This is a genomic window from Streptomyces sp. NPDC058295 (assembly GCF_042880655.1).
Classification (GTDB): Bacteria; Actinomycetota; Actinomycetes; order Streptomycetales; family Streptomycetaceae; genus Streptomyces; species Streptomyces coriariae.
This window is the reverse complement of sequence record NZ_JBHVYO010000006.1, coordinates 1-16,822: the sequence shown is the minus strand read 5'-3', so window position 1 is coordinate 16,822 and position 16,822 is coordinate 1. Positions and strand designations below refer to the sequence as shown.

Genomic DNA, 16,822 nt, shown 5'->3' with positions numbered 1-16,822 from the left:
CGGAGGCGGGGTTTCCCCGGCCCCGCCTCCTCCCCCCAATGCACCGCCGTAGCAACCCCCGTCCCCGTCCCCACCCTCGCCCACCACCCCACGCCCCGGGCGATACGCGTGCGAAGGAGCCCGCGATGAGCGACATGATCACCGCGGACCTGGTCGATCTCGACCTGTCCGTCGAAACAAAGGAAGCGGCGGCGCGGTCCCTCGCCGAGCGCATGGTCGCCCTGGGCCGGGTGACCGACCTGGAGGGCTTCCTCGCCGATGTGGCCGCCCGTGAGGCCCAGATGCCCACCGGCCTCGACGGGGGCATCGGCATCCCGCACTGTCGCAGCGTCCACGTCACCGAACCGACGCTCGCCTTCGGGCGCAGCGCCCCCGGCATCGACTTCGGCGCCCCCGACGGCCCCGCCGACCTGATCTTCCTGATCGCCGCCCCCGCCGGCGCGGACGACGCCCATCTGACGATCCTGTCGTCGCTCGCCCGGCAGCTGATGAACGCCGAGTTCACCGACGCGCTGCGCTCGGCCGACGACGCGGCGGCCGCGGCGGCGCTGATCCGCGGCGACGCGGCCCCGAGCGCCGGCGTCTCGCTCGTCGAGACCCCGGCCACCGATGCCCCGGCAGCCGAAGCCGAGGGCACCACCGCAGACTCCGTGTCGGCGTCGGCGGCGGCCTCCGCCGACGCCGACACGGCCACCGGCGAGGACACGGACGCCGAGGCCGCGCGTCCCTTCCGGATCGTCGCCGTCACCTCCTGCCCGACCGGCATCGCCCACACCTACATGGCGGCCGAGTCCCTGGAGAACGCCGGCCGCGAGGCGGGCGTCGAACTGGTCGTCGAAACGCAGGGCTCGGCCGGCTTCACCCGGCTCGACCCGGCCGTCATCGCCGCGGCGGACGGCGTGATCTTCGCCCACGACGTCCCCGTACGCGACAAGGACCGCTTCGCCGGCAAGCCCACCGTGGACGTCGGCGTGAAGGCGGGCATCAACCGGCCCGCCGCACTCATCACCGAGGTGCGCGGGAAGGCTGCGCGCGGTGAGGTGAGCGCGTCGGCCAAGGGCGGGACACCGGTCGAGCAGACCGGCGAGTCCGGCGACAGCTACGGCACCAAGCTGCGCAAGTGGCTGATGACGGGCGTCAGCTACATGGTCCCGTTCGTCGCCGCCGGCGGTCTGCTGATCGCTCTCGGCTTCGCGATCGGCGGCTGGGAGATCAACAAGGCTCCCTCGGTCATGGAGCACTTCTCCTGGACCCAGGTCGACAGCTGGGGCGCCCTGCTGTTCCAGATCGGCGGGGTCGCCTTCGGCTTCCTCATCCCGGTCCTGGCCGGCTACATCGCGTACGGCATGGCGGACCGGCCCGGCCTCGTGCCCGGCTTCGTCGGCGGCATGATCGCCTCCAACATCGCCGCCGGCTTTCTCGGCGGCCTGGTCGCCGGTCTGCTGGCGGGCGGCATCGTCCTCGCGATCCAGCGGATCAAGATCCCGCCGGTGCTGCGCGGCATCATGCCGGTGGTGGTGATCCCGCTGATCTCCTCGCTGATCGTCGGCTTCCTGATGTTCGTCGTGATCGGCAAGCCCATCGCCGAGGCCCAGAAGGGCATGACGGACTGGCTGGCCAGTCTCTCCGGCACCAACGCCGTCCTGCTGGGTGTGCTGCTCGGCCTGATGATGTGCTTCGACCTCGGCGGCCCCGTCAACAAGGTCGCGTACGCCTTCGCCACGGCCGGCATCGCCGTCCAGGACCCCAGCGACTCCGCGATGAAGGTCATGGCCGCCGTGATGGCCGCGGGCATGGTCCCGCCGCTGGGCATGGCGCTCGCGACCACCGTCCGCAAGAAGCTCTTCACCCCGACCGAGCGCGAGAACGGCAAGGCCGCCTGGGTCCTGGGCGCCTCGTTCATCTCCGAGGGCGCGATCCCGTTCGCCGCGGCCGACCCGCTGCGCGTCATCCCTGCCTCGATGGCGGGCGGCGCGGTCACCGGCGCCCTGTCGATGGCCTTCGGCGCCACGCTCCGCGCCCCGCACGGAGGCATCTTCGTGGTCCCGCTGATCGGCAACCCGTTCCTGTACCTGGTCGCCATAGCGCTGGGCGTGTGCGTGACGACGGCCGTGGTCGTCGTCCTCAAGGGCCTGCGCAAGCCGGTCCCCGGCGCCGTCGAGCCCGGTACGACGGAACCATCCGCGGCTGCCACGGCGGCGGAAGCGAAGCAGCCGGTGGCCGCCTAGCCCTCGACGGCCGCGGCCTCCCGCCACGGGCTGAAGCTGCCTGCCCCGGGTCGAAGCTGCCTGCCGCAGGCCGAAGCCTCCCGCGGCAGGTTGCGGCTGCTCCTGACCATGTGTGGCGATTCATGACTCTCCGCACCGAACAGGCCTATCGCGCGGTGTGAGTGATCTGCGTGATGTGTGTGGCATGCGAGATACGTCACGGTCCGGGACACAGGTCCCGGACCGTGGTGTCTACTGGTCGGTATGCCCGTGCATCTAACGTTCCCTCAGCTGGCGGTCCTGACGGTCCTCGCCGTGGCGTCCATCGCCTGGCTGATCTTCGTGACCCGCATCCTGCGGCGCAGCCGCGCAGGCAGCGAGGCCCGCACCGTGCTCCCCACCCCGCCGGCGCTCCCCACCCCGCCGGCGCTCCCCACCCCGCCGGTGCTGCCCGTCCCGCTGGTGCTGCCCGCCCTCCCGCGCCAACGGCAGTCCGGTCCCGGCCGCGAGGCCGTCGAACTGACCCCGGCCGAGCGGGATGCCTTCGCCGGCCTCGTACGACAGCTCGGCGGGGGCCGCTGACCGACGGCCAGGCGGGGCCGCTGAGCGGCTCAGGAGACCTGCGCCGCCCGGCGTTCCATCGCGTCCCGGGCCGCGGCCTCGGACACGTACACCTCGCACATGTGCCGCCCGTCGGGCGTTGCCGTGTGCTCGACCTCCCACAGGGAGATCTCCCGGCCGTCCCGCAGCAGGAAGGCGTGCTCGTAGAGCGAGTAGCCCAGTCCGATCCTGCCCGCGCGGCAGGGACGCCCGAAGGCCTGGGTGATCTGGTGCGCGAACGCCGATTTCAGCAGCGCGGCCGTGTCCGCGTCGGGTCGGTCGGGGTTCTCCGCGCGGCGCAGCAGTCTGCGCGCGTGGTCCGCCGAGTCGTCCGGCACGTACACGTGCCGGGGTCCGGGGATCGGCGACAGCTGTACCAGCACCGGCAGTTCGAAGTCCGGGGTGTCCGACGGCAGCGGCAGCCGGGCCGTGGCGGCCCGCAGCTCCTCCTCGTCGACGTACACCTCGTGCTGCGGCTCGCTGCCCGGCGCGGTGTTGTGCACGAGCTCCCACAGCGTGAGCGCGCAGCCGTCGGCCAGCAGCCAGGTGTGCCGGTACGTCTCCCGGTGCAGACCCGCGCTGTGGTGCGCGGAGTGCAGGGAGCTGTCATGCGCGAGTGCGCAGTCGAGCCGCCGCAGTGCTTCGTCGGGCAGCTCGAACGAGTTCAGGGCGCGACCGAGCAGTCGCGCGAGGTGCTCCTCCGGAGACTCGGGCGACTCGGCTGGTTCGTACGCTGTTGTCTCGTACGGAACGCTCAAGGTTTCTCCCGGCGTTGCTGCATGTCACCTTGTGGGTGCATACCGTAGCCCCTCGGTCGGACGTCATGCCCGGGAACCGAGAAAACGTACGCCGTGAAAACGCCGGGGCCGCGCGAAAAATTCCCGCACGGCCCGACGGCCCATCAGAAATCGCCGGTCAGAGGGCATCTCCGACGATCAGGAGGAGCTCCCCGCGGTCCACTCGGACCAGGACATGTTCCACCCGTTGAGCCCGTTGTCCGGCGACACCGTCTTGTCGGGGGAGTTCTTGACGATCACCACATCGCCGATCAGCGAGTTGTCGTAGAACCACTTGGCCGGCGTGTCGCCCTGCGCGCCCTGCGCGTCCGCGAGCCCCACGCAACCGTGGCTGGTGCCGGTACGGCCGAAGGGCGGATTGCCCCTGCTGTACCAGTAGTTGCCGTGAATGAAGGTGCCGGACTGCGTCAGGCGCATCGCGTGCGGCACGTCCGGGATGTCGTACTCGCCGCCCAGGCCCACCGTCTGGCTGTTCATCCGGGTCTGCGTGAACTTCTCGGAGATCACCATCTGCCCGTTGTAGGTGGTGTGCTCCGGGCTGCCCGACGAGATCGGAACCGACTTCAGGGTCTGCCCGTCCCGCACCACCGTCATGGTCTGCGTGTTGACGTCGACCGTGGACACCTGTGACCGCCCGATGGTGAAGGTGACCGTCTTCTTCTGCACCCCGAACACGCCGTTGGCGCCCTCGACCCCGTCCAGGTCGATCTTCATCGTCACCTTGGAGCCGGCCTTCCAGTACTCCTCGGGACGGAAGTCGAGCCGCTGCGCCCCGAACCAGTGCCCGACCACCTGCTGGCCGCTGCTGGAGGTGACCGTGATGTGCGACTGCACGGCCTTCGTGTCGCTGATGGTCTTGTCGAAGGTGAAGGACACCGGCATTCCGACGCCGACCGTGGTGCCGTTGTCCGGCGTGTACGTCCCTATGAAGCTGTTGGACGAAGAGACGGTGGTGAAGATGGAGTTGGCGGCGGCGGTCTTGCCGTTCGCATCCTTCGCGGTCGCCGATATCTGGTACTTCGTCCCGCGCTCCAGCTGCTCCTTCGGCTTCCAGGTGCTGCCGTCGGCCGACAGGGAGCCCTCGACGGCCTGCCCCGACCCGGCCACCGTCATCTTCACCTCGGTGAGCCGGCCGTCGCTCACCTTCACGCCGGTCGCGTTGATCGACGCGCTCGTCGAACCGTCCTTCGCCGAGATGACGATCTTCGCCGTGGACGTCTTGACGCTGCTCTTGCCGCCCTTGGCGTCCCCGTCCTTGTCCTTGGCGTTGGCGCTGCCCCCGCAGGCGGTCAGGGTCAGGGCACCGACCACCAGGACGGCACAGGCTCCGACCGCGCGCCGCACCGCTATGTCCGCCGTTGTCACGGGCTGCTCCAGCTTCGTGTGATGTGAGTGATCCGCTCTGGTACGTGGAGAAGGAGGGATCCGGCGGCCGGTGGGGTTCCCTCCGGTCGCCGTTGGCACCATCACGTGACGGAACCGGGACAATCGCCTTTCCCGGCCCGCGGGGTCACCGGCCCCCGTACAACTCCTCGTACGACGGCCACGCCCCGCCCGGACCGGACACCGACTCGGCGGCGCGCACGGCCCGTACGATCGCGCGCGTCACCACGTCCGCGCCCGCCGCGAGGATGTCGTTCAGCGCGAGCGGGTGACCGGGGTCGAGCGGGCGCGCGCCCGTCGCGAGCGTGAAGACGGTGTCCCCGTCGTTGAGCAGATGCACGGGACGCACGGCCCGCGCGATCCCGTCGTGCGCCGTGCCCGCCAGCTTCTGAGCCTGCGCCTTCGTCAGGTCCGCGTCGGTGGCGACCACCGCGAGCGTGGTGTTGAGCAGCGGAGGCGCGTTCTGCGCCGTGATCTCGGCGAGACGCCGGCGCGCACTCTCGTGCACGCGGGCCTCCGGATACTCGGCGCGCCCCTGGAACAACTCCCCGTACAGCACGCCCGTCTCCGGATCCGTCACCGACCCCGCGGCATTGACCACCACCAGCGCGGCCACCGTGATCCCCGAGTCGAGAAGCACGCTCGCACTGCCGACCCCACCCTTCAGCGGCCCGGCGACGGCACCCGTCCCCGCGCCCACGCATCCCTCCCGCACCCGAGTCCCCGGAACGCTCGCCGCGGCCGCCTCCACAGCCGCCCGGCCGGTGGCGGCGTCGGGGCGGGCCCGGAAGTCGCCGCCCCGCGCCAGGTCGAAGACGCAGGCGGCGGGCACCACCGGCACGACGTGCGTCGGGTCCGTGCCGACGGGAATCCCGCGCCCCTGCTCCTCCAGCCAGGCCATCACGCCGGACGCCGCGTCGAGCCCGTAGGCGCTGCCGCCGGTCAGCACGATCGCCTCGACCCGCTGCACCACATTGCGTGGATCGAGGGCGTCGGTCTCCTTCGTGCCGGGGCCACCACCGCGTACGTCCACGGCGGCCACGGCACCGCCCTCCGGTGCGAGGACGACCGTGGTGCCGGTGAGCCAACCGTCGCCGGTCCGCGTGGCGTGTCCCACGCGCAGGCCCGCGACGTCCGTCAGAGCATCAACTGTCATGGGGGTAAGTCTCGCCCGGCCCGCGTCGTACGTGACGGTGTCACGCCCCGTCACATCACCGCGCTCGATGCCCGCCCGGGGCTCTCCCGTGACTCCCGGGTGAGCAGGCGCGCCGTCAGGGTCGTCCCGGTCGCCACCGCCAGCGCCGACACCAGGCCGGCCGCGAGGACCGCCCACTCGCCGAGGAAGGTGCCGCAGATCACCAGCAGCGCGGCGACGGGCAGCACCAACTGCTGGGCCAGGCCCACCTTGAAGTGGCGTGCGTGCAGGATCCAGACCGCCAGCAGGTACAGCGCCGTCGGCAGGGTGACCGCGGCCGACGCGGCGAGCGTCGAGATATGGGCCTCGCCGACCGCCTGCTCGACCGCCACCTCCAGACCCGCACCGATCGCGGCGGCCGAGGCGAAGACGACGTAGTGCCCGTAGCCCCACAGAAACGCCTGCTTGTTGGAGCGCAGATGCCCATGGATGGGCACCACGAAGTAGATCCACCAGGCGGCGAAGACGATCAGCAGCCCGCCTACCGCGATCGGCAGCAGCTCGCCCAGCGCGTCGTTCTCGTCGATGCCGGACTTCACGGCGACCGTCGCCGCCGCGATCGTCTCGCCCAGCACGATGATCGTGAACAGCCCGTAGCGCTCGGCGATGTGATGCGGATGCCAGGACGTCGGATGGTCCTTCTCCGCGTAGATCGGCACGCACATCTCCAGCGGCGCCATCACCAGGAACAGCCACGCCCTGCCGTCCTCGGGCAGGACCAGCAGCCCCAGCCAACCGATCTGGCAGATCAGCACGCCCGCCGCGTACCGCAGCGCCATCGTCCGCTCCGCGCCCTCGGCGGACCACGCGACGCGCAGCCACTGCAAGCTCAGCGCGAACCTCATGATCGCGTAGCCCAACCAGACGGCCACGAACTCGTGGTCCTCGAACGCCCGCGAGATGCCCGCCGCCAGCACCAGGACTCCGGCGATCTGTACCAGCGTGACGATCCGGTACAGGACGTCGTCGTTGTCGTACGCCGACGCGAACCAGGTGAAGTTCATCCACGCCCACCAGATGGCGAAGAAGACCATCGCGTAGTTGAGGATGCCCTCGCCCGCGTGTGACTCGGCCACGGCGTGCACCAGTTGGATGCCCGCCTGGGCGATGGCCACGACGAAGCACAGGTCGAAGAAGAGCTCGAGGGGCGAGGCGACCCGGTGCCTCTCGCCCTTCCCGCGCGCGGTCAGGCTGCGCAGTGGCTTCAAGCGGATGGGCGCCGGGGTGCCGGGGGTCCCGGGAGGAGGGGGAGAGGCCGACGGGGGCGTACTGGACGTCATGGGTACCAGCACAGCAGACAAGCGGCGGAAAATCTTGTGCGGAATCCGCAGGCTCGCGCGGTGCGTGGCCGTCGGCCAGGTCCTGACCCGAGCTGGTCCCGGGGCCGTACTCTGGAGGGATGAGTACACCCTCCGCCTCCGAGCCGCGCGACCCGAAGGCCGCGCTGATCTTCGACGACCCGCTGGACCGGCAGTCCTCGGACGACACCGACCGAGGGTGGGGCGAGCGTCCGTCCACAGAGGGCGACAGCGTCGCCGACCTGAAGCGCTTCCTGGACGAGAAGCCGCCCCACCACGTCTGAACCCGACGGACACGGCCGGTCCGGCAGGCCCGGGAGCCCTGACGGAGCACCGCCCGCAGGGCCCCGTCGAGCGCCTCTACCGCTCGCTGTGCCCCGAGCCCCGCTGGGCGACCAACGCGTCGCGGATCTCCTTGAGCACCTCCAGCTCGGTCACCTCGATGATCTCCTGCGCGCCCTCCTTGGCCTTCCTGCGGGCCTCCACCTTCGCCAGGTACTTCGACATGGGCAGGACCATCAGGAAGTACACGACCGCAGCGGTGATCACGAAGGTGAGGGTCGCGCCGAGGACGGACCCCCACAGGATCCGTACCCCCGTCGCGCTGTCCCCCGTGCCGGTGCAGGGGCCCTTGAGACAGGAGTTGTAGCTGTCCAGGTTCTTGGTGCCGACCGCTCCGATCAGCGGGTTGATGATTCCCTTCACCACCGAGTTGACGATGTTCGTGAAGGCCGCGCCGATCACCACCGCTACTGCCAGATCGACGACGTTGCCACGCATCAGGAAGGTCTTGAAGCCCTGCCAGACGCTTGCCTTCTTTTCGCTCACCTCGGGGACACTCCTCGCATGTACAGGTTGTGGAACAAACAGCTCCGCAACCTACGTCAACGCCAGGAGGGCGTGTCCAATTCGGCCCCTCGGACGAGGGGCTTGACGTCACCACAGGGTCACCGCCAACCGAGCCGTCGCGCTCGCCCCCGCCAGGCGCGCGGCGGTGGACCGGGGCACCGACAGGACGACCAGCGCCCCGTCGTCGGCCGGGCCGGCGGCGCTGTCGGTATCCAGCGGCTCCGGCACCTTCGTCACCAGTGCCCCGCGCGCGACGACATGGGCGTCGCCGCCCGTGCCGTCCACACCGCCCAGCGGCGTCGGCTCGGCGGCGATGACATCGACCCGGTCACCGGGGCGCAGCAGCCGGACCGTGGCCGCGTCGGCGATCCGTACCGGCGCCGCCACTTTCGCCCCGGCGCGAGGGTCATGTGCAGGGGCGCGTAGTGGAGCCTGCGCGCGGGGGTGTGAGCGCCCGCCTGCGTCCGCGCGCATGGCCCCACCGGGATGCCCGCGGGCCGGATCGCCGTCCCGCAGGCCGGACGCCACGAGCGCGGCGGCGGTGATGGCGAGCCCCAGGGCGAGGGCCCGCCGCCGGCTCCGTACGAGCCGTCCCAGCCGGTACCGCCCGCCGCGGACCCGCACGGGAGCGAAGGGCGGCACCTCGCAGGTGGCCGGAGCTTCCGTGCCCGGTGGACGCGTCGCGTAGGAGAGCGGGGACGAGGCGGGCGAGGGAAGCGGAGGAAGCGGAGGAAGAGGGGAAAGAGGAGAGGGGGGAACGAGAGAGTCGGACACGAGATCACCACCTGCGACGAGGAACGGGTTTGCGAAGCCACGATGAGCCTTCGCGCCGCCGCTCGCCGGAACCTGTGGACCACCGCCGGGTTGTGGACAACTCCCTCACCCGAGGAAGAACTTCCGCGCCCTGGGCTCCGTTTCCCGCTGCTCCCGCCTCCTGCATCGGCTACGGGAGCTCGAACCCCGGATTCAGCCCGCCCAGCGCGTTCGAGCACAGGCAGTCGCGCTCGGCGTCGGAGGGCAGCGCGGCCACCGCGTCGAACAGCACGTCCCGCAGCCGGTCCACGTTCGCCGCGAACACCCGCAGAACCTCCTCGTGCGACACGCCCTCACCGCTCTCGGCGCCCGCGTCCAGATCGGTGACCAGGTTCAGGGACGTGTAGCAGAGCTCGAGTTCACGGGCCAGCGCGGCCTCCGGGTGCCCCGTCATGCCCACCACCGACCAACCTTGCGCCTGGTGCCACAACGATTCGGCGCGGGTCGAGAACCGCGGCCCCTCGATCACGACCAGCGTCCCGCCGTCCACCGGCTCCCACTCCCGGCCACGTGCCGCCTTCAAGGCAGCCGAGCGTCCCGCGGGGCAGTAGGGGTCGGCCAGGGACACATGCACCACGTTGGGCACCGTGCCGTCGGGCAGGGGCAGCCCGTCGAAGTATGTTCCGATCCGCGACTTCGTGCGGTCGACCAGCTGATCGGGCACGAGCAGCGTGCCGGGCCCGTACTCCGGTCGCAGACCGCCCACCGCGCACGGACCGAGGACCTGGCGCGCCCCGACCGAGCGCAGCGCCCACAGGTTGGCCCGGTAGTTGATCCGGTGGGGCGGCAGATGGTGTCCGCGTCCGTGCCGGGGCAGGAAGGCGACCCGCCGGCCGGCGAAGTCGCCGAGGAAGAGCGAGTCGCTGGGCGGTCCGTAGGGGGTGTCGACCTGGAGCTCGGTCACGTCGTCGAGGAACGAGTAGAAGCCTGAGCCGCCGATCACACCGATCTCTGCGTTCGCCTTGTTCACCATGCGTCGCACCCTAACGGCCCCGGGAAACGCCGAAGACCCCGTCGTCGCAATGACGACAGGGTCCTGTGAGCGAGCCTTACGCGGCTGAGCTGCTGCCGGTCGAGGTGCCGGTGCTCGACGACTTCGAGTCCGACGTCGACGACGTCGACGGCTTCGCATCGGGCCCGGACGTCGACGACTTCGAGGACGACGCCGGCGAGCTGCTCGACGAGGAGCCGCGGCTGTCGTTGCGGTAGAAGCCGGAGCCCTTGAAGACGATGCCGACGGCGGAGAACACCTTCTTGAGGCGGCCACTGCAGTTGGGGCACTCGGTCAGGGCATCGTCGGTGAACTTCTGCACCGCCTCGAGGCCCTCGCCGCACTCGGTGCACTGGTACTGGTAGGTCGGCACTGTCTTCCTCCTGGCACTCTCACTCAGTGAGTGCTAACGACGGTCTATCTTGACGTATTCCGGGGGATCAGTCCACTGTCACCGGCACGCGGTGACCGACGCCACGTGCGACGGTACGCGCGCGGGGACGCGTCTCCAGCCGTGAACGCAGCCCCAGCAGGGTCACCAGGGCCAGTACGGTGCCCCCCAGGGGCACCAGGAAACCGGCGCCGCCCCAGAAGCGGTCCTCCAGTTGTCCGGCGATCGTGACGGCGGCCGCCTGCCCGAGCGCGACCGCGCCCGTCAGCCAGGTGAACGCCTCGGTGCGGGCGCCGGCCGGAACCAGGTCCTCGACCAGCGTGTAGCCGGTGATCAGCGCGGGCGCGATGCACATGCCGACCAGGAGGCCGAGGCCCGCCAGGACGAGCACCGAGTGCGCCGCCCACAGGCCGGAGGCGACGAGCGCCAGTGCGGCATAGGCGACGACCAGGCGCCGCTGTGGGGCGACCTTCCAGGCGATGGCGCCGCAGACCAGACCGGAGAGCATGTTGCCCGCGGCGAAGGTGCCGTACAGGACGCCGTTCAGGCCGGGCTCGCCGATGGACTCGGTGAACGCGGCCAGCGAGACCTGCATGCCGCCGAAGACGGTACCGATGCCCAGGAAGGCCACGATCAGCACCCGCACTCCGGGGACGCGCAGCGCCGAGGCGTGCTCCACGCGCGTGTGCCCGGCGACGGCGACCTGGGGCTGCGTGCTCTTGCTCGCGGCGAACAGCAGACCGCCGAGCAGCGTCAGCGCGGCTTCGGTGACCAGGCCGGCGGCCGGATTCACGGCGGTGCACAGGGCGGTCGCCAGCAGAGGGCCGAAGACGAAGGTGAGCTCGTCGGTGACGGACTCGAAGGCCGCGGCGGTGGTCATCAGGGGCGAGCCCTTCAGCCGCGCACCCCAGCGGGCCCGGACCATGGGCCCGATCTGCGGTACCGAGGCGCCCGTGGGCACGGCGGCCGCGAACACCGTCCACAGGGGGGCGTGGCTCAGGGCGAGCACGGTGAGGGTGAGGCCCGACAGCGTGTGCAGGAGCACGCCGGGGATCAGCACCGCGCGCTGCCCGTAGCGGTCGGCGAGCCGCCCGCTGTAGGGCGCGCACAGCGCCATGGAGACACCCGTGACGGCCGCGGCGGCACCGGCCGCGCCGTACGAGCCGGTGGTGTGCTGCACGAGCAGCACGATGGAGATGGTGAGCATGGCGAACGGCTGGCGGGCCGCGAAGCCGGGCAGCAGGAACGTCAAGGCGCCGCGGGTACGCAGCAGCTGTCCGTATCCCGGGCGGGACGAGGCCGACGAGTCCTTCGACGGCTCGGTGGTGACCGTGGATGCCACGGCCCGTGCCTTTCTGCCGCCTGGTAGCGCGACCCCGTCGTAAGGGCGGGGGCGCCGAGAGCTGTCCTCTTGCGCGTGCTGCGGTAGATGCCGGTGCTCGCCGCACGAGGTGTCCCGGCCGCCATACGGTCGCGCCAGCTCTGCGTCAGGCAGAGTTGGTTCGATCAAGGTGTGCCTTCATCGTACAGGGATCAAGGTGCGTCATCCCTGTGAAAATGAGCACCGTAGGGTCGGCCGCCTCCGAATGAGGGGGGTGTGAACGGTGCGAAACATGCACTTAACGCGCGCCGCCGCCCGTGCCCAGCCATCCGGCGAGTTTGCCGCCGTGTCCGACGGCGCGCAGTCGCCGTTCGGCCGCGTCGCGGACCGGGTCCGTGGCGACGACAAGGAGTTCGTCGCCGCGTCGCAGCACGGTCGTCGGCAGCGGCACGAATGACGTCCCCTCGCGCACGACGAGGGTGACGGCCGCCCCGGCCGGCAGCCGTAGCTCGTTGACCTCGACGCCGTGCATCTTCGACCCCTCGGGGATCGCCACGGACAGCAGGTGCCCGCGCAGCCGCTCCAGGGGCGCCGACTCGACGCCGAGATCCGCGGCCTCGGGATCGCCGCCCAGGCGCAGCTTGCGTGCCAGCCAGGGCAGCGTCGGCCCCTGGATCAGGGTGTAGACGACGACCAGGACGAAGACGATGTTGAAGATGCGGCGGCTGCCGTCGACTCCGTTCACCATGGGGATCGTCGCCAAGATGATGGGGACGGCGCCGCGCAGCCCGGCCCAGGACATCAGTGTCTGCTCCTGCCAGGGCACCCGGAACGGTGTGAGGCACAGCACGACGCTGAGCGGGCGGGCCACCATGGTCAGCACCAGGCCGATGACGAGCGCGGGGAGCACGTCGTCGCCCAGCTCGTGCGGGGTCACCAGGAGCCCGAGCAGCACGAACATGCCGATCTGGGCGATCCAGCCGAGACCGTCGGCGAACCCGCGGGTGGCGGGCCAGTGCGGCAGTTTCGCGTTGCCCATGACCATCGAGGCGAGATAGACGCCCAGGAAGCCGCTGCCGTGCGCCAGGGAGCCCGCCGCGTACGCGGTGACCGCGATCGCCATGACGGCGATCGGGTAGAGGCCGGAGGCGGGGAGCGCGACGTGCCTGAGGCCCCAGGAGCCCAGCCAGCCGACCGCGAGGCCGATGGCGGCGCCGATGGCCAGCTCCAGCGCTATCTCGCCCAGCAGCACGTACCAGTGCTCCACGGGGCCGGCCGTGGAGAAGGCGACCACCAGGATGACCACCGGAGCGTCGTTGAAGCCGGACTCGGCCTCCAGGGTGCCCGTCACGCGCGAGGGGAGGGGGATCTTGCGCAGGACGGAGAAGACCGCCGCCGCGTCGGTCGAGGACACCACCGCGCCGATGATCAGCGCCTGTCTCCACTCCAGGCCGGTCACGAAGTGCGCGGCCGTGGCGGTGACGCCGACGCTGACCGCGACGCCGGCCAGTGCCAGCGCCGTGGCGGACGGCAGGGCCGGTTCGATCTCCTTCCACTTCGTGCCGAGGCCGCCCTCGGCGAGGATCACGACCAGGGCTGCGTAGCCGATGACCTGGGTCATCTCGGCATTGTCGAAGTGGATGTTGCCGATGCCGTCCTGGCCCATGAGAACGCCGATCCCCACGTAGACGAGCAGGCTGGGGAGCCCGCTGCGCGAGGAGATCCGGACCGCTGCGACGGCGACGAGCAGGACGAGCGAGCAGACGAGCAGGAGCTGGTTGAGGTGGTGGACAGTCAGCGGCGGTTCCCTTCACCGGCGCGCGCGGCTTGCGCGCGGGCGCACATGTGCTTCGGATACATCGGACACGAAGCTGCGAGCTCCGGACCCAACTACTTCGTTACCTTACCTAACTCTTGACGATTTCTTGACGCTCGGCGAGGGAAGATCGAACATCCCTCCGTACCGGTACCCGACTCCGCGTCAAGTGGCACAAGGCCCTGCGCCTATGGTTGCTCCAGCACTCCAGGACCGCCTGCCGCTCGCGTTAGGACAGCAAGGACAGCGATGCCCCCCAACACCACCGCCACATCGGGTGACAAGCCCGGCAAGTCCGGCAGGAAGAAGGGGCGCAAAGCCCGTTTGATCGTGCTTGTGCTGGTGCTGGCCATCATCGGAGGCATCGCCTACGGCGCCTACTGGTCCATCAGCACCGTCCGCGCGTCCTTCCCGCAGACCAAGGGTTCGATCACACTCGAGGGCCTGACCGGGCCCGTCGACGTGAAGCGGGACGGCTACGGCATCCCGCAGATCTACGCGGACTCCGACGAGGACCTGTTCATGGCGCAGGGCTACGTCCAGGCGCAGGACCGGTTCTACGAGATGGACGTCCGCCGGCACATGACCTCCGGGCGGCTCTCGGAGATGTTCGGCAAGAGCCAGGTCGACAACGACGAGTTCCTGCGCACCCTGGGCTGGGACCGCGTCGCCAAGGAGGAGTACGACTCCAAGCTGGACGCCGACACCAAGAAGTATCTCCAGGCCTACGCCAAGGGGGTCAACGCCTACCTCAAGGGCAAGGACGGCGCCGACATCTCCCTGGAGTACGCGGCCCTGGGGTTCACCAACGACTACAAGCCCACCGAGTGGACCCCGGTCGACTCGGTCTCCTGGCTGAAGGCGATGGCCTGGGACCTGCGCGGCAACATGCAGGACGAGATCGACCGCGCCCTGATGACCAGCCGCCTCGGCCCGGCCCAGATCGCCGAGCTGTACCCGCAGTACCCGTACGACCGTAACCAGGCGATCGTCCAGGACGGCCAGTACGACGAGCTGACCAAGACGTTCGAGCAGACCGACGGCCAGAGCGACTCCGGCGACAGCTCCACGGACGGCACGGGTACCTCCTCGGACTCGTCCTCCTCGTCCTCGGGCAGTACGGAGGGCTCGGCCCTCCAGAGCCAGCTTTCGGGCCTCTACAACGTCCTGGACGACCTGCCCACGGCCGTCGGCGTGAACGGCAACGGCATCGGTTCGAACTCCTGGGTCGTCGCCGGCGGGAACACGATCACCGGTAAGCCGCTGCTGGCCAACGACCCGCACCTGTCGGCGTCGCTCCCGTCCGTCTGGTATCAGATGGGCCTGCACTGCCGCGCCGTCTCCAGTAAGTGCCAGTACGACGTCTCCGGCTACACCTTTGCGGGCATGCCCGGTGTGATCATCGGCCACAACCAGACGATCTCCTGGGGCATGACCAACTCCGGCGTCGACGTCACGGACCTCTACCTGGAGAAGCTCTCCGGGGACGACGGCTACCAGTACAACAACAAGGTGAAGCCGTTCGTCACGCGCGAGGAGACCATCAAGGTCGCCGGCGGCGAGTCCAAGAAGATCGTCGTCCGGCAGACCGAGGACGGGATGCCCCTCCTGTCCGACCGTGACGACGAACTCATCGATGTCGGCAAGAAGGCCACCGTCGACGACGTCGACGCTTCGGCACCCGACCGCGGTGACGGCTACGGCGTCGCCCTGAAGTGGACCGCGCTGGAGCCGGGCACCTCCATGGACGCCGTCTTCGCCATCGACAAGGCGAAGGACTGGGACAGCTTCCGCAAGGCGGCCGAGAAATTCGACGTGCCCTCGCAGAACCTCGTCTACGCCGACACCTCGAACCACATCGGCTACCAGCTGCCCGGAAAGATCCCCACGCGCGCGAAGGGTGTCGACGGCTCGATCCCGGCGCCGGGCTGGGACTCCAAGTACAAGTGGAAGGGCGACATCGACTTCGATGAGCTGCCCTACGAGTACGACCCCGCCCGCGGCTACATCGTCACCGCCAACCAGGCCGTCGTCGACAAGGACAAGTACCCGTACACGCTCACCACGGACTGGGGCTACGGCGCGCGCAGCCAGCGGATCACCGACCTGATCAAGGGCAAGATCAAGGGCGGCGGCAAGATCTCCACCGACGACATGCGCCAGATGCAGCTGGACGACGACAGCGAGATCGCGAAGCTGCTCGTGCCCGTGCTGAAGAAGATCAACCTCGACGAACCGGACGTCCGCGAGGCACAGAAACTGCTCGAGAACTGGGACTTCACCCAGGACGCCGACTCGGCCGCGGCCGCCTACTTCAACGCGGTCTGGCGCAACATCCTCAAGCTCGCCTTCGGCAACAAGCTGCCCAAGGAGCTGCGGGTCGAGGACCAGTGCCTGTGGGTCGATCCGGTCAACACCACCGGCCCGGTCGACGACACCGAGAAGGTCCGCGAGTGCGGTCAGCGCGACGCCGACCAGGCGCAGCCGGACGGCGGCGACCGCTGGTTCGAGGTCGTGCGCAACCTCATGACGAAGACGGACAGCGACTGGTGGACGACGCCCGAGTCGGGCACCCGCCCCGGCGCGGACCACGACCGCGACAAGCTGTTCGCGCGCGCCATGATCGACGCCCGCTGGGAGCTGACCGCCAAGCTCGGCAAGGACATCGACACCTGGAGCTGGGGCCGGCTGCACCGCCTGTTCCTGAAGAACCAGACCCTGGGCACCAGCGGTCCCGGTTTCCTCCAGTACATCCTGAACCGCGGTCCGTGGAAGCTGGGCGGCGGCGAGGCGACGGTCAACGCGACCGGCTGGAACGCGGCCGGCGGCTACGGCGTCGTCTGGGTGCCGTCGATGCGGATGGTGGTCAACCTCGACGATCTCGACAAGTCGAAGTGGATCAACCTCACGGGAGCCTCGGGACACGCCTTCAGCGCGCACTACACCGACCAGACGGACAAGTGGGCCAACGGTGAACTGCTCGACTGGTCCTTCTCGAAGAAGGCGGTCGACGATAGCACCAGCGACACCCTGGTGCTCAAACCCTGAGCTGCCGACCGTACGGAAGAAGGGGCCCGCCCCCCGCGGCGGGCGGGCCCCCTGGTGCGGACGAGGGCACCGGGGCTGGGGGGTGGAGCGGGGCGGGCCCCACCGGGTGCCCC

General features: G+C 70.1%; 14 protein-coding genes. 4 read left to right on the top strand and 10 right to left on the bottom strand.

Annotation, left to right across the window (positions count from 1 at the left end; translation table 11 throughout):
* Positions 1-125: 125 nt before the first annotated feature.
* Both ACFVYS_RS08225 and ACFVYS_RS08220 read left to right on the top strand, forming a co-directional pair.
* The gene (locus ACFVYS_RS08225; RefSeq protein ID WP_389499952.1) at positions 126-2,228 is read left to right on the top strand and encodes a fructose-specific PTS transporter subunit EIIC; all 2,103 of its coding nucleotides are present in this window, start codon (positions 126-128) and stop codon (positions 2,226-2,228) included.
* Positions 2,229-2,471: 243 nt separating this feature from the next.
* The gene (locus ACFVYS_RS08220; RefSeq protein ID WP_389499950.1) at positions 2,472-2,789 is read left to right on the top strand and encodes a hypothetical protein; all 318 of its coding nucleotides are present in this window, start codon (positions 2,472-2,474) and stop codon (positions 2,787-2,789) included.
* Positions 2,790-2,818: 29 nt separating this feature from the next.
* Here ACFVYS_RS08220 and ACFVYS_RS08215 read toward each other — a convergent pair whose 3' ends face one another.
* The 4 genes from ACFVYS_RS08215 to ACFVYS_RS08200 all read right to left on the bottom strand — a co-directional run bounded on the left by ACFVYS_RS08215 (position 2,819) and on the right by ACFVYS_RS08200 (position 7,462).
* On the bottom strand, positions 2,819-3,565 hold the full coding sequence (locus tag ACFVYS_RS08215; protein ID WP_171397809.1) for a DUF6227 family protein: 747 nt from the start codon (positions 3,563-3,565) through the stop codon (positions 2,819-2,821).
* Positions 3,566-3,742: 177 nt separating this feature from the next.
* The gene (locus ACFVYS_RS08210) at positions 3,743-4,969 is read right to left on the bottom strand and encodes an Ig-like domain-containing protein (protein ID WP_389499948.1); all 1,227 of its coding nucleotides are present in this window, start codon (positions 4,967-4,969) and stop codon (positions 3,743-3,745) included.
* A gap of 145 nt (positions 4,970-5,114) precedes the next feature.
* Positions 5,115-6,143 carry a P1 family peptidase gene (locus tag ACFVYS_RS08205; RefSeq protein WP_389499946.1) on the bottom strand — a complete coding sequence of 343 codons (1,029 nt, stop codon included), beginning with the start codon at positions 6,141-6,143 and terminating at the stop codon, positions 5,115-5,117.
* 50 nt (positions 6,144-6,193) lie between these two features.
* Positions 6,194-7,462, bottom strand: coding sequence for a low temperature requirement protein A (locus tag ACFVYS_RS08200; RefSeq protein WP_389499944.1), 1,269 nt, complete (start codon positions 7,460-7,462; stop codon positions 6,194-6,196).
* A 119-nt stretch (positions 7,463-7,581) separates the two neighbouring features.
* Between ACFVYS_RS08200 and ACFVYS_RS08195 the strand changes: the two genes are divergently transcribed.
* Positions 7,582-7,764, top strand: a complete 183-nt coding sequence (locus tag ACFVYS_RS08195; RefSeq protein WP_389499942.1) for a hypothetical protein — start codon at positions 7,582-7,584, stop codon at positions 7,762-7,764.
* A 76-nt stretch (positions 7,765-7,840) separates the two neighbouring features.
* Here the strand turns inward: ACFVYS_RS08195 and mscL are convergent, their stop codons facing one another.
* From mscL to ACFVYS_RS08165, 6 genes are all read right to left on the bottom strand, one after another.
* Entirely contained in the window at positions 7,841-8,308 is a 468-nt protein-coding gene (gene mscL / locus ACFVYS_RS08190; RefSeq protein ID WP_389499940.1) for a large conductance mechanosensitive channel protein MscL, read from the bottom strand.
* Positions 8,309-8,416: 108 nt separating this feature from the next.
* Positions 8,417-9,103: an RcpC/CpaB family pilus assembly protein gene (locus tag ACFVYS_RS08185; protein WP_389499938.1), complete on the bottom strand. Its 687-nt coding sequence runs from the start codon at positions 9,101-9,103 to the stop codon at positions 8,417-8,419.
* 169 nt (positions 9,104-9,272) lie between these two features.
* Entirely contained in the window at positions 9,273-10,115 is an 843-nt protein-coding gene (locus tag ACFVYS_RS08180) for an S-methyl-5'-thioadenosine phosphorylase (protein ID WP_389499937.1), read from the bottom strand.
* Positions 10,116-10,191: 76 nt separating this feature from the next.
* The gene (locus ACFVYS_RS08175; RefSeq protein WP_389499935.1) at positions 10,192-10,506 is read right to left on the bottom strand and encodes an FmdB family zinc ribbon protein; all 315 of its coding nucleotides are present in this window, start codon (positions 10,504-10,506) and stop codon (positions 10,192-10,194) included.
* Positions 10,507-10,573: 67 nt separating this feature from the next.
* Complete coding sequence (locus tag ACFVYS_RS08170; protein WP_389499934.1) at positions 10,574-11,866, bottom strand: MFS transporter; 1,293 nt, start codon at positions 11,864-11,866, stop codon at positions 10,574-10,576.
* A gap of 277 nt (positions 11,867-12,143) precedes the next feature.
* A complete protein-coding gene (locus ACFVYS_RS08165) occupies positions 12,144-13,643 on the bottom strand; it encodes a potassium/proton antiporter (protein ID WP_389500318.1) in 1,500 nt (499 codons plus the stop codon).
* A gap of 267 nt (positions 13,644-13,910) precedes the next feature.
* Between ACFVYS_RS08165 and ACFVYS_RS08160 the strand changes: the two genes are divergently transcribed.
* The gene (locus ACFVYS_RS08160; protein ID WP_389499932.1) at positions 13,911-16,709 is read left to right on the top strand and encodes a penicillin acylase family protein; all 2,799 of its coding nucleotides are present in this window, start codon (positions 13,911-13,913) and stop codon (positions 16,707-16,709) included.
* Positions 16,710-16,822: the final 113 nt, after the last annotated feature.

What these genes read in the sequence shown, in the direction of transcription:
- ACFVYS_RS08205 (WP_389499946.1), bottom strand. Translation starts at nt 6,143, where the DNA reads ATGACAGTTGATGCTCTGACGGACGTCGCGGGCCTGCGCGTGGGACAC.
- ACFVYS_RS08220 (WP_389499950.1), top strand. Translation starts at nt 2,472, where the DNA reads ATGCCCGTGCATCTAACGTTCCCTCAGCTGGCGGTCCTGACGGTCCTC.
- ACFVYS_RS08160 (WP_389499932.1), top strand. Translation starts at nt 13,911, where the DNA reads ATGCCCCCCAACACCACCGCCACATCGGGTGACAAGCCCGGCAAGTCC.
- ACFVYS_RS08195 (WP_389499942.1), top strand. Translation starts at nt 7,582, where the DNA reads ATGAGTACACCCTCCGCCTCCGAGCCGCGCGACCCGAAGGCCGCGCTG.
- ACFVYS_RS08200 (WP_389499944.1), bottom strand. Translation starts at nt 7,462, where the DNA reads ATGACGTCCAGTACGCCCCCGTCGGCCTCTCCCCCTCCTCCCGGGACC.
- ACFVYS_RS08180 (WP_389499937.1), bottom strand. Translation starts at nt 10,115, where the DNA reads ATGGTGAACAAGGCGAACGCAGAGATCGGTGTGATCGGCGGCTCAGGC.
- ACFVYS_RS08225 (WP_389499952.1), top strand. Translation starts at nt 126, where the DNA reads ATGAGCGACATGATCACCGCGGACCTGGTCGATCTCGACCTGTCCGTC.